The sequence below is a fragment of the Alteromonas sp. ABV4_515 genome (assembly GCF_056160345.1).
In genome coordinates, this window is the sequence record NZ_JBSWWZ010000001.1 from 599,025 (window position 1) to 611,655 (window position 12,631).

The 12,631-nt window shown below is 48.7% G+C and carries 10 protein-coding genes; 6 read left to right on the top strand and 4 right to left on the bottom strand.

The features are described from left to right. The gene (locus tag ACXAGX_RS02580) at positions 1–1,080 is read right to left on the bottom strand and encodes an ABC transporter substrate-binding protein (RefSeq protein ID WP_474836397.1); all 1,080 of its coding nucleotides are present in this window, start codon (positions 1,078–1,080) and stop codon (positions 1–3) included. 399 nt (positions 1,081–1,479) lie between these two features. On the opposite strand from ACXAGX_RS02580, the gene pedF reads away from it, so the two are divergent. The 5 genes from pedF (at position 1,480) to ACXAGX_RS02605 (ending at position 8,548) form a co-directional block, all read left to right on the top strand. Then, positions 1,480–1,926: a cytochrome c-550 PedF gene (gene pedF / locus ACXAGX_RS02585; RefSeq protein WP_474836399.1), complete on the top strand. Its 447-nt coding sequence runs from the start codon at positions 1,480–1,482 to the stop codon at positions 1,924–1,926. A 5-nt stretch (positions 1,927–1,931) separates the two neighbouring features. Further along, on the top strand, positions 1,932–2,816 hold the full coding sequence (locus tag ACXAGX_RS02590; protein WP_474836401.1) for a substrate-binding periplasmic protein: 885 nt from the start codon (positions 1,932–1,934) through the stop codon (positions 2,814–2,816). Between the two features lie 494 nt (positions 2,817–3,310). Continuing rightward, positions 3,311–5,077: a methanol/ethanol family PQQ-dependent dehydrogenase gene (locus ACXAGX_RS02595; protein WP_474836402.1), complete on the top strand. Its 1,767-nt coding sequence runs from the start codon at positions 3,311–3,313 to the stop codon at positions 5,075–5,077. A gap of 104 nt (positions 5,078–5,181) precedes the next feature. Next, entirely contained in the window at positions 5,182–7,299 is a 2,118-nt protein-coding gene (locus ACXAGX_RS02600; protein WP_474836404.1) for a 4Fe-4S binding protein, read from the top strand. A 376-nt stretch (positions 7,300–7,675) separates the two neighbouring features. Next, positions 7,676–8,548 carry a PEP-CTERM sorting domain-containing protein gene (locus ACXAGX_RS02605; protein WP_474836406.1) on the top strand — a complete coding sequence of 291 codons (873 nt, stop codon included), beginning with the start codon at positions 7,676–7,678 and terminating at the stop codon, positions 8,546–8,548. Positions 8,549–8,641: 93 nt separating this feature from the next. Here the strand turns inward: ACXAGX_RS02605 and ACXAGX_RS02610 are convergent, their stop codons facing one another. From ACXAGX_RS02610 to ACXAGX_RS02620, 3 genes are all read right to left on the bottom strand, one after another. Continuing rightward, complete coding sequence (locus ACXAGX_RS02610; RefSeq protein WP_474836408.1) at positions 8,642–9,643, bottom strand: proline iminopeptidase-family hydrolase; 1,002 nt, start codon at positions 9,641–9,643, stop codon at positions 8,642–8,644. A 54-nt stretch (positions 9,644–9,697) separates the two neighbouring features. Next, positions 9,698–10,171 (bottom strand): LabA-like NYN domain-containing protein, encoded by a 474-nt coding sequence (locus ACXAGX_RS02615; protein WP_474836410.1) that lies wholly within the window; start codon positions 10,169–10,171, stop codon positions 9,698–9,700. A 169-nt stretch (positions 10,172–10,340) separates the two neighbouring features. Beyond that, on the bottom strand, positions 10,341–11,246 hold the full coding sequence (locus ACXAGX_RS02620) for a LysR family transcriptional regulator (RefSeq protein ID WP_474836412.1): 906 nt from the start codon (positions 11,244–11,246) through the stop codon (positions 10,341–10,343). Positions 11,247–11,346: 100 nt separating this feature from the next. Between ACXAGX_RS02620 and ACXAGX_RS02625 the strand changes: the two genes are divergently transcribed. Continuing rightward, a complete protein-coding gene (locus ACXAGX_RS02625) occupies positions 11,347–12,510 on the top strand; it encodes an MFS transporter (RefSeq protein WP_474836414.1) in 1,164 nt (387 codons plus the stop codon). The last annotated feature ends 121 nt before the right edge of the window (positions 12,511–12,631 follow it).

Consider the following 12,631-nt stretch of genomic DNA (forward strand, 5'->3'; position numbering starts at 1 on the left):
TTACTCCTGTGCCATTGAGCAGCGCACTTCAGGTTTGTCATACCCCAGCGTATCCAGGTCGGTATTCGGATGCAGGAAACCCTGCTGAGGCGACTGGGAAACCAGAGATTCAGGTTGAACAAGTGGAATGGGTTGTCGAAGCTGACCGTTCCAATTTCGGAAGGTAAGCTTACGCCCTTTGAATGCCGCCAAATCGAACTTATCGCTCATAAGATACTGATAAAGCGTAGCAGAATTCGCTGCTTTGGTGCGAGTGACGGCTTCAGAAACCGCTCGTACGGCTAGCCAAGCGTTGTAGTCGTCTTCATTCATTGGGCGACCATTGGTATCGAAAAAGCGGTTTTGCAATTGGAGCGCCCCCCACTGTTCGATACTGCGATGCCAACTTGCGGCTTTCATTCCATGCGTACCGGCTACAGGGCGAGGCAGGTAAGTGTTGTAAGGAAGATAAAAGCCGAACAGGTTATCTGCATCAGCTACCAGCACCACGTCGTAATCTTCACCCTGTGTCAGTGCAGGCACTTCCTGCTGAGAGGTACGGCGTAGGTCCGTATCGAAGGTCCAGGTTCTGCGACCGGTAATTTCGGTGCCGAAACGCTTTGAACTTCTTACATAAGCGTTAGCCATGGCTTTATCTGCCTCGCTGCTCCCTTCTACGATAAACCATTCACGCCACCGTCTCGCCATTAAAAACTGTCCCAGTGCATCGCCTAGCATGGCGTAGCTCGGAGCTGTGTGTAGCAGCCCAGTCTGACATTGGGTAACCCGCCAACGATCAGACTTATTTGTGGCGTTGATAAATAACCGGTTGCTAGCTTCTGGCAGTGCCAACATTGCCGACATTACCTTGTCTGACACATCAAGGATAACGGGCCCTGGGTTCGTGGCAAGCCAGCTTTTCAACGACTCGATAAGCTCAGCAGAATCCGCCCCCTCAACCACTTGAAGAGCGTAATGCTGCTTTAAGAATTTCCCGGTGGTGTTGCTATCGACAATGCCCAGTTCAGCACCCGCAACGCCGTTATTCTCAGGTGTTTTAAACAACGCTAGCGATGGCGAAGGTTTACTGGAGGTTTGCATAACGTACGCTATATTTACGGTCAGTTCATTGGCGTGAACGGGCGGTAAGCAAAGCATAAGCAATGGCAGGAAAAAGTTTAGGCGCAACCGTTTACAGCAACGCTTCGCTGCACGTAAACATAAGGTCTTGGCAAGTTTCGCTATTATTTTTTTATATAGGGCGGTCATTCCGACCCTCCTTTTCGCGAAGGTGAACTAAATACTAGTTGATGCCCCCGCCATAATGAATGAGCTTAAAGGATGAAAGGTTTACTACCTTAGTACAATTGGAGGAAAAGCGCTTATATCCTAATTTGTAAAAGGTGTCTGGTTGTGTCGCAAATACAACAAAACCAACTGAGGTTGTCCGCCAACTCTAACCAGCATTGACACTATCTGACAACTTTTGGAGATGTACACATGAAAACTTTTTCTACCATCATGCGTAACACGCTTGCAGCAGTGATTGCGCTCTCCTCCGCGCAGGCATTTGCTCACGGCGACGTTACCCCTCAGGCTGTCGATACCAGTGCGTTACCGCAATTAGGTGAAGAGTGGAAAACAACTAATCCATTCACCGGCAATGAAACTGCCATCAAAATTGGTGACTCAGCTTACAACCAGAACTGTGCACGTTGTCACGGTCTGGAAGTTATCTCTGGTGGTATCACGCCTGATTTGCGTAAACTTAATGACGAAAACGAATTTTTCAGCCCGGAAGAAGCTGATGAGTGGTTCCTGATGCGTATCCGTAACGGTGCAGTAATCGACGGTCGCGTTTATATGCCTCCGTTTGAAGGCATTCTGAGCCAAGAAGCGATGTGGGCGATTAAATCTTACATTGAGACTCGCGGTACGCCTGAGTAACGACCATGGCTCGCTTATTACGTTGCTGGATAACGGGCCTGGCGCTGACTGCTTTTATAGCAGCCAGCGCTTTTTCAGTTCAGGCCAAAAGCTACGACGACATCATCGATGCTGGCGTCATCACCATCGCGGTGTACAATAACTTCCCTCCCTATTCCTACCTGGAAAACGATAAACCGACGGGTATCGACATTGACGTGGGCAATGCCATTGCCGAAGGTTTGGGCGTAAAAGCCGAATTCATGTGGATAAATGCCGACGAGAACCTTGAAGACGACCTGCGTCAGGCCGTGTGGAAAGGCCATATCATCACTCGTCAGAAAGCCGATTTAATGTTGCGTGTCCCTTACGACCGCAAGTTTAGCTATGGCATTGATGGCTACGGTTTACCCCGCAATGAAATGGTGGCTATGTTTGGTCCCTATCACCGTGAGAAATGGGCGCTGCTCAAAAACACAGAAAAGACCAACGGCATCGATACGCTAGCGATTTTTCAGTATGAAAAAATTGCGGTAGAAATCGACTCGTTGCCCGACACCTTTCTGGGTTCGACCATTGGCGGCCGTTTGCGCAAGAACATGGTGCATACAACCACCACCTTCGATGGCGTTGATTTGTTCAAGAAGGGTGAAGTTGCTGCTGTCGCGGGCATGCAATCTCAGTTGGAGTGGGCACGACCTGCCTCTGAACAATACACCATCAATGCTACCGGCTTAGCTGCCATGAGCATAAAAGCCTGGGACATCGGCATGGCGGTAAAAACGGACTACCGACAACTTGCCTACGCCATTGAAGGCATTACCGAGCCGATGATCAAAGACGGTCGCATGCAAAGTATCTTTGAAAAGTACGGCGTCACCTACACTATTCCTGGTCTTTATGCCGAATAGCCGGTGACACCCCATTCAACTCTAAGAAGCCCGGTTTTTATACCGGGAACTTTTCCTTACTCACCCTTAAATAGCCAGCATTACAGCCTTGTTTCAGCTCCAATTTCGCGCCACTTTTCACATTCACCGCTTTTATATAAAACACCAAAAAACGTAACACTATCAATGCAAAGCAGCTAAATGACAGCGGTTTGTTACGACTTTTCGAAGCAAATAAGCAGGTAGTACTACTAAGGGATTAAAAATGATAATCCAAGGTTTAATGGTTGTTAAAAAAACATTAGCTAATACTGATGCTGTCGTCATCCGAACATAGTCTATGCTTAGTGACTGTTGCCCAACTCATAACGCGCCGGAAGACGGATTGAACTATAACGCTAGGCAACCTGGAAAAACCTCTCCCAACCTTTAACGAGGTTTTAGAAAGGCGCGCCGGTTGCGCAAAAAGGTGGAATAACCACCTCAAGCACCTGTTGAACTACTGGAGAAACCTGATGAAATGTCGAACAGTTTCACGTCACCTGATTAGCTCTGCTGTCGGTCTGGCTTTGTCTCTTAGCACCGTTGTTGGTGTTCAAGCGGCAGGCGTTACCGATAAAGATATCCTCAACGATGCCAAAACTACCGGCGACGTACTTAGTTATGGTATGGGCCCGCGCGGTCAGCGTTTTAGCCCTCTGGACACGCTGAACACCAAAAACGTTAAGAAAATGCACCCGGTATGGGCATTCTCACTAGGTGGCGAGAAGCAACGTGGTCAGGAATCACAGCCTCTGGTACACGACGGTGTTATGTTCGTAACCGGCTCTTATTCACGTATTTACGCCATTGACGTAAAAACCGGTGATGAGCTGTGGCAATACGAAGCCCGTCTGCCAGACGGCATCATGCCTTGCTGTGACGTAATCAACCGTGGTGCAGCACTGTACGACGACCTGGTTATCTTCGGTACCCTGGACGCGATTCTGGTAGCACTTGACCAAAAGACCGGTAAAGTGAAATGGCGTAAGAAAATGGGTGACTACAAAGCAGGTTACTCATTCACTGCTGCGCCTATGATTGTAAAAGGTAAAGTTGTCACCGGTATTTCTGGTGGTGAATTCGGTATCGTGGGTAAAGTTGAAGCCCGTGATGCGAAAACCGGTGAACTGGTATGGACCCGTCCTACCGTTGAAGGTCACATGGGTTACCTGAACGGCAAAGAAAACGGCATCACTGGTGGTGAAGCGAACAAGACCTGGACTGGCGACCTGTGGAAAACCGGTGGTGCAGCAACATGGCTTGGCGGTACTTACGACCCAGATCAAGATCTGATCTTCATGGGTACGGGTAACCCTGCACCGTGGAACTCTCACTTACGTCCTGGTGACAATCTGTACTCTTCTTCACGTTTGGCTATCGACCCTGATACCGGCGAAATCAAATGGCACTTCCAGACCACGCCACACGATGGCTGGGACTTCGACGGTGTTAACGAGCTCATTGCCTTCGACTACAAGTCAAAAGGTAAAACCGTTAAAGCAGCGGCAACCGCCGACCGTAACGGCTATTTCTATGTACTGAACCGCGAAAACGGCGATTTCATCCGTGGCTTCCCATTCGTAAGCGGTATTACTTGGGCGAGCGGTCTGAACGACGACGGTACACCTATCTATACTGAAAACGGCCGTCCTGGTGACCCTTCTGAAAGCGAGAACGGTGAGAAAGGTAAAACAGTATTCTCAGTACCCTCATTCCTGGGTGGTAAGAACTGGATGCCTATGGCGTACAGCGAAGACACGGGCCTGTTCTATGTACCTTCTAACGAATGGGGTATGGACATCTGGAATGAGCCAGTAAGCTACAAGAAAGGTGCGGCTTACTTAGGCTCTGGTTTCACCATCAAGTCAGTATTCGAAGACCACATTGGTTCACTGAAAGCGGTTGATCCGAAAACCGGTGAAACTGTGTGGGAATACAAGAACGGCGCGCCTCTGTGGGGTGGTGTTCTGGCTACTGCGGGTAACCTGGTATTCACCGGTACTCCAGAAGGCTATCTGATGGGCTTCGATGCGAAGACCGGTGAGATTGTTTATAAGTTCAATACAGGTTCAGGTATCGTCGGCTCTCCGATTACTTGGGAGATGGACGGTGAGCAATATCTGAGTGTTCTGTCTGGTTGGGGTGGCGCCGTTCCTCTTTGGGGTGGTGAAGTTGCCAAACGCGTAAAAGACATCAACCAAGGCGGTACAGTCTGGACCTTCAAGTTGCCTCGCTCGTAACGCGGGCATCGTAGCAGGGTTTTGGTCCCACAACCCTGTTGCGAGTTTTTCTTTGAGGAGCTGGTATGGACCTGACGCCAGCTCTTTTTTTAAGGACCCACCTCATGACAGGATTCATCCATACTGCCTTTTTAAGACTCCTCTTCTTCATTACACTCTGCATTAGCACATGTGCCACGCTGGCCGAAGAAGTCAGTATCGATGATTCCCTTATCCAATCCATTTTTCCTAAAGCCACGCTCATAGGCGAAAAGCAAACCGATGTCCCCGTACAACCGGTTTATCAGTTACAGGAATTACTGGGCTATGTATTTGCCAGTAACGATTTGGTGAATTTACCCGGCTTCTCGGGTACCCGAATCAACCTGCTTATTGGCATAGACACCGCCGGCAATGTGAAAGGCATTCGTATAATCAATCACCATGAGCCCATTTTCCTGCATGGGCTTGGCCCGGAACCCATGCTCAATTTCATTAATCAATATGAAGGCTTGAATGTGGGACAGCGGGTAATTGTAGATTCTGCTGCCAAGAATAATCCGGACGACCCCTCTACAGTGCATGTGGATGGCGTTACCAAAGCCACGGTGTCGGTGATCATCATTAACGACACCATTTTGTTGTCTTCGCTTAAAGTTGCGCGTCAATTATTGTCCGGCTTCGCCAGTTCACCGTTAGCCACGCCAAAAGACACCTTTGAGGAGAAGAACTGGCAGCAGTTGCTTGATGAAGGCTTGGTACGTCAATGGCGCATCAGCCAACAAGATATGGCCGATGGCTTTAACATTGAGCTTGATACATTCCCCAGCGATACTTTTGACCTTTCTTACGACAACTTCGACGTGTATTACGCCTACCTGAACGCCCCGACTATCGGGCGTAACGTGTTGGGTGATAGCGAATATCAACGCCTAATGACAATACTGAAGCCCAATGAGCAGGCTTTTCTGGTGATGTCGGAAGGTTTCTTCAGCTACCTGGAAGACGACTTCAAACCCGGCACGGTAGCCAATCGCATTTCGCTGACGCAGAATGATTTGCCCTTCCCCATGCGGGATTTAAACTTCTACAGTTATGCCGACCAACAATTGGGCGCGGGCATGCCTGAGAGCGACGATGTGCAGGTATTCGTGGTAAACACCCAGTCTGGCTTCAACCCTGGGGATACCATGTCATTGAATCTGAACATTGATATTGCCCGCAACCATCTCATACGCAATCAACTGCACCTGCACGATGATTACAGCCTGCCGGAAACCCTGTTTGATTTTGCCGAAGCCGTGGTGGAAGAAGCCCCGAAAGCGCCTTGGGTGCGAATCTGGGAAAACCGCATCATGGATATTTCCGTTCTGGTGGTGAGCCTGATTCTGGTCACGCTGATTTTCATATTCCAGCATCGCTTGTCGGCTAACGAGAAGCTATTCCGCTGGGTTCGCTGGAGTTTCCTCACCTACACGCTCATATTCATTGGCTGGCTGTGGCAGGGACAGCTTTCCATCGTCAACATTTATCCAATCCTGCAAAGTGTGATCAATGGTTTCGACATCAATATGTATTTGATGGACCCCATTCTGTTCATTCTTTGGAGCTACGTATTCGTTAGCCTGTTTATCGTTGGGCGTGGTATTTTTTGTGGTTGGCTGTGCCCGTTTGGCGCACTGCAGGAAATGGTGGGCTGGGTGGCGAAAAAGCTGCGTATCCGTCAGAAGAAGGTGCCTTTCGACGCTCACAGTAAACTCTGGTGGGTTAAGTACGCCATTCTGATTGGCCTGGTGATCACGTCTTTTGCATCAGTAAGAGTAGCCGAAATCGCCTCAGAAGTGGAACCGTTCAAAACCGCTATCACACTCCAGTTTGTGCGTACCTGGCCGTTTGTTTTGTATGCCGTAGCCTTGCTGGTTGCCGGCCTGTGGATCAATAAATTCTACTGCCGCTATGTCTGTCCGCTGGGCGCCGGCCTGGCCGTTCTGGGTTACTTTCACGCCGGAGAATGGCTTACCCGTCGCAAGGCTTGTGGCAACCCCTGTACCCTGTGTCATCACAAATGCGACATCAAAGCCATCACGCCCAAAGGTGACATCAATTACAACGAGTGCGTGCAGTGTCTGGAATGCATTGTGTACTACAACAACGATGATTTATGCCCGCCGCTTAAAAAAGCTAAGCGAAAAGATAGACAGCGCGATCAACAGGTACATATCGTTAGCCCTCATGCACATTAACCGTCTTCAGCGGCTTCTTTTCACTGTTACCACAGTGCACATGCAGTAAAAACGCGCTATCCAATACTTTTTTACTGTCGGTAAAAATTACAACCCAAACCGTATAAAATTTACACAGAATTTAACTTTCTGTTAAATAAGAATTTCCTTATTTGGCTTATTTTTTGCACAAATCAAGTTCGCATTTAGCCGTTTAATTTGCGGAAAAATTCTTAGAAAGATTTCTAAGCAAGGATAAAGTCAAATCATAGGAAATTTTGTAATGCAAAAGTCAATGTCGCGCCTTTTTAAGGCTTTAAGCATCTCAGCAATTGCTCTGTCAGCGTCATCATACGGGGCCCTCATACCAAGTTCGACTTATTATGGAAATGTCGGAATGTCCACAGATGGATGGGGCGGTTCGAGTAATAGCGGTATTGTTAGTGCTAGTGTAGACGCAGGTTCTACAGTAGTGGCTGCCTATCTTTATACCGCGACTCAAGGTTCAAACTCTACCCCAACCGTGGCACTAGACGGTGTGAATGTTACTTTTGGCCCGGAGGTCACTAATCCAAGTTATCCACATACAGGAATGCATAAAGCAGACGTAACTTCCATTGTGAAGAGTACTATCGATGCTGGTCCTGGTGGTATCTACGATTTCAGTATCGAAGAACTCGTGGGTGGTGCATCAGTTGACGGTAGTGGTCTGGTTATCGTTTACGAAAACTCAAGTTTACCGATTGCTTCTGTTGGCTTGCTGGATGGTTTCTCGGACATTCTCGGCGATACAACATCAATTAACTTCGCAAGCCCTTTAGATCCTACCTCGCCAGGATTCTTTGCAGAGATGGTGCTAGGTATAGGCTTTAGTTGCTGTAATCAGGCATCTGACGTTTCAGTCAATGGTACACTGATTACAGAAAATGCCGGAGGATTTGATGACGGTGAAAACCAGGCAAATGGTTCGCTGATCACCTTCGGCAGCTTCGACGATGCTTATTCACCATTCATGCCTTCTTATGCTGAAGATACAGAGCGTTACGACCTGACAAACTACATTAATGTGGGCGATAGCTCGATTACTGTAGACACCATAAACCCTTCAGTTAACGACAACATTTTCTTTGCTGGATTTTATGTTTCCGGGGAAGCGGGTTTCAATGCCCCACCACCATCTGTAAACGCGCCAGAGCCAGGTACCCTTGCAATGATGGGTTGCCTTTTAGCCGGACTTGCCGGCTTCAGACAAAGGGTAAAGCGAAGCTAATTAAATTGATAGGCTTTGTACTTTACATGCAATGACTCCACTCCGCTTCAGCGGAGTGTTCATTTCACGCAAGTCGCTGTAACAGGGTGTACCTTACTTGTCTTTTCTGTCCAACCAGCTTTTCAACAATGCAAACGTGATGCGTGGCCTATCATTATAGAAACCGTGTGCGCCACCGGGTACCACAGCCAGTTCAGCACCGGGTGTCAGTGCCAGATAGTCCTGCACCGTATCAATCCGGGCTGAGTCATATTGACCAATCATAAACAGGGTTTTCATTGGGTCGATGTCTGCCAGTAAATGGGTGGCATCGTAGCTCTTTAGCACGCCGGTAGATGAAAACTCACTCGGTCCCCACATTTTGTTGTAGATAAGCGGATTAAAGCCGTTGCCGCCTACGTTCTCGTAGTAGACTCTAGCCGCTTCGGTGCCAATGCCCCGGGTGTAATAAGCTGAATAAAGTTTGGTGTAAGCCTTACGACAAACATCGCCTTCTGGTGGCTTTGCTGATTCGCACTGTTTCAGCGTTTTTTGTACGTCTTGCGAGGCGGCTTTTACCAACAGGTTTGCATCCATGATCCAATGTGGCGTCGAAATAAACGTGCCTCCCAAAACCGTAGACACGGTGTGCTGGGGATATTTAGCCGAGTATTCCAGTGCCAGCGCCGAGCCCCAACTATGGCCCACAACATGCCACTCATCTAACCCTAGGTTTTTCCGAATCGTCTCTAGAGAATCAACAAATCGTTCGACCCGCCAGTTGGCCGGATCGTTTGGCTGCTCTGATCTACCACTGTCGAGTTGATCGTACATGATCACCATACGGTCGTTGGCCAGTTCCGTCATGCCGACGAAGCCATTGTGCGTGCCACCCGGACCACCGTGAATAAATATCACCGGTGTTGAGTTTTTATGTTCGAGTCCATTTAAACGCACATAGATCTTGCCGCCTTCCACCGGCACCATCAGCTCTTTTTCTGGTTGGGCCCAGGCAGCCGTTTCTGCCACAGCAGTGAAAGAGGTTACACAAAAAGAGAGAACCGTAACTAACGATAGAGCCACAGCTTTGGCTGAGCAGGGGAGTTTTACGCGCATGAACGAATCCAGTTAAATGTTTTAAGAATTATCAGTGACAGTAGCATGGAGGCTTCAGAGTAGCAGACTATCCGTTACTGGCACAAAGCGGTCAGCCGCGCGCTTCAGGCTGTCGGCAGTCAGCGTCTCAACACCGTACACTTCCACTTCACATTGATGCTTTTTCCGGGCACGCTGAACCAGCAAATCAAAATCACCGTCGCCAGACACCAGTACAAGTATGTCGCAATGTTCCGCTGCTTCTATCATATCTAACGTCAACCCCACGTCCCAATCGCCCTTGGCACTGCCGTCGGCGCGTTGTATAAAGGGTTTCAGCTTCACCTCAAAGCCAATAGCTCTGAGAATATTCTGAAACTGCTTCTGCTTTTCGTCGTTACGATTGATGGCATAAGCATTGGCTGTCACCACTTCCCTATCGTGAGTCACCTCAGCCCAGAAACGGTTGTAGTCAAAATTGCGCTTAAACGCACTGCGGGTGGTGTAATAGACGTTTTGCACGTCTACGAAAATACCGACTTTTTTCACAACAGGCCTTATTAAATTTGTCTAGCGTTAACCATCAGCAAAACCGGGGCAACCAGCATAGCGCATTACTGACTTTAACATTTTACATTCTAACAAGAACGCTCCATTCCGTTGTAAAAGAAAGCCCTGTTCGAATTTCATATAAACATGGGGAAAGAAGTAGCATTTTCTAAGAGTTGGAAGCCATTTTCTCAACCAGATAATCCACAAACACCCTCACTCTGGCCGGCATGTGTCGCCCGCCAATAAACACAGCGTGGATAACTTCTTTGTCTTGTGGATTGAAGTCTTCTAGCAGTGGAACAAGTTGTCCCGATGCGAGCATCTGTTTGATATGAAAGTTGCCGACCCGGGTAATGCCAATATCAGCCATGGTAAGTTCAACCAGCGTTTCACCATTGTTCGACGTCATATTCCCTTCTATGGGCAGAATGTAGTCTTCACCATTTTCACGAAAAGGCCATCCGGGCTCTATGCGCTGGAAGCTAAAATCCAGGCAATTAAAGTGCTTTAAGTCGGCGGGGGTTTCAGGCATGCCTGCCTGTGCTAAGTAGTTCGGCGATGCGACAATGGTTCTGCCGGTTTCTCCTAAGCGCCTGGCGGTCAAATTGCTGTCAGGTAAAGGGCCGAAACGAATTGCGACGTCAATATGGCCATCGGCCACATTGCTGATTTTATCGCTTACCTCGGCTTCTATTTTAATGTTGGGATAACGCTCTAAAAACTCTTTGTACAAGGGAATCATGGTCAAACGACTGTAGGCTGTTGCGGTACTCACTTTAATTAAACCGCTTGGACTGGCGCGATCGGCAATGGCGCGCTCGGTCTCTTCGACATCTTTCAAGATCCGCCGTGCAGCCAGGGCATAAGATTCCCCCTCGCTGGTTAAGTAAAGTTTGCGGGTAGAACGGACAAGCAACCGCACACCTAAACGCTTCTCTATCCGGGTCATCATCCGGCTTACTGCCGATGGTGTTAGACCGAGTTCTCTGGCCGCCCCACTCAAACTGCCAAGTGTCGCCACCGTTAAAAAGGTTTCCATTTCAGCCGTTTTATCAGCTTTAACTTGCTTCATTTGTGAATCCAATGCAAAACAGATTAGCTTTCCACCCCACTACACGGGCATTCTTTATGTCGTTATATTCCCAAGCATCATAAATAAACTTGAGTTCAACATGAAGATTAACTTTCCACTGATGGCGCTGGCCATTGGTGCTTTTGGAATTGGTGTAACGGAATTCTCACCTATGGGAATGCTGCCCGTGATAGCAAATGACTTAGGCGTCTCTATTCCAACGGCAGGTATTCTCATTAGTGCATATGCCTTTGGGGTGCTGGTGGGTGCGCCGGTCATGACTTTACTGTTTGCCAATATGCCGCGCCGTCGCCTGCTGGTGTTGTCTATGGGCATTTTTACTCTGGGTAATTTAATGAGCGCGCTGGCCGACAGTTACAGCGCCTTGATGATTAGCCGCATTATTACCTCGTTCAATCACGGCGTATTTTTTGGTGTTGGTGCTGTGGTTGCAACCCAATTAGTGCCGCCAAACCAACGCGCCGGTGCGGTTGCGGCAATGTTTTCAGGGCTTACTATCGCGACCGTTGGCGGTGTGCCGCTGGCAAGCTTTGTGGGCACAACGCTGGGCTGGCGAAATGCATTTCTAGGTATTGCGGTTATAGGCTTAGTGGCAATGATAGCCTTGCGCTTTAGCTTGCCTCCGTTGGTGAATCAGGAAAAAGCGAACATTCGTAATGAACTAGCCGTGTTAAGCAAAGGCTCTGTGTTGGCAGCGCTCCTGTTAACGGTGGTGGGTGCCAGCTCTATGTTCACGGTATTTACTTACATTGTGCCAATTCTGCAGCAAGAAACTCATGCTTCGACGACTTTTGTCACAGCTATGCTGGTGCTTTACGGCGTGGGGCTTGCAGTGGGTAATGTGCTGGGCGGACGCTATGCCGACCGCACGTTGTACGGCACATTAATCGTATCGTTAATTGCAGTCATTCTGCTGCTGGTGATCTTTACCGTTACCATGTCTTCTTCCGTTGTTGTTGTGCCACTGATTTTCCTTTGGGGCATTGCCAGCTTCGCTGTGGTTCCACCGCTGCAATCATTGGTGGTGCAGGAGGCCAGCGAAGCGCCGAATCTGGCATCGGCCATGAACATTGGTGCGTTCAACCTTGGTAATGCAGTTGGCGCAGCTTTAGGTGGCGGCGTTATAAGTGCAGGTCTTGGATTACCAGCGGTAGCCTTAGCTGGCGCAGGCACCGCCTTACTTGGGCTACTCATGGTGTTAGTTGCCAGCAGAAAGAAAACAAGCTTTGCTTTAAGCACCTAGCCGGAATTAATAATCAAATAACCGGCCAGAAAAAGGATGCACCTGCTTATCGTGCAGGTGCCTTCAAACGGCTGATAGCCCCTTCTCTCCCTCACTGTTTCACTATCCATCTCTCCGGCTA

Coding starts and splice junctions, on each gene's coding strand:
- ACXAGX_RS02580 (WP_474836397.1), bottom strand. CDS start 1,080: ATGCAAACCTCCAGTAAACCTTCGCCATCGCTAGCGTTGTTTAAAACA.
- pedF (WP_474836399.1), top strand. CDS start 1,480: ATGAAAACTTTTTCTACCATCATGCGTAACACGCTTGCAGCAGTGATT.
- ACXAGX_RS02590 (WP_474836401.1), top strand. CDS start 1,932: ATGGCTCGCTTATTACGTTGCTGGATAACGGGCCTGGCGCTGACTGCT.
- ACXAGX_RS02595 (WP_474836402.1), top strand. CDS start 3,311: ATGAAATGTCGAACAGTTTCACGTCACCTGATTAGCTCTGCTGTCGGT.
- ACXAGX_RS02600 (WP_474836404.1), top strand. CDS start 5,182: ATGACAGGATTCATCCATACTGCCTTTTTAAGACTCCTCTTCTTCATT.
- ACXAGX_RS02605 (WP_474836406.1), top strand. CDS start 7,676: ATGTCCACAGATGGATGGGGCGGTTCGAGTAATAGCGGTATTGTTAGT.
- ACXAGX_RS02610 (WP_474836408.1), bottom strand. CDS start 9,643: ATGCGCGTAAAACTCCCCTGCTCAGCCAAAGCTGTGGCTCTATCGTTA.
- ACXAGX_RS02620 (WP_474836412.1), bottom strand. CDS start 11,246: ATGAAGCAAGTTAAAGCTGATAAAACGGCTGAAATGGAAACCTTTTTA.
- ACXAGX_RS02625 (WP_474836414.1), top strand. CDS start 11,347: ATGAAGATTAACTTTCCACTGATGGCGCTGGCCATTGGTGCTTTTGGA.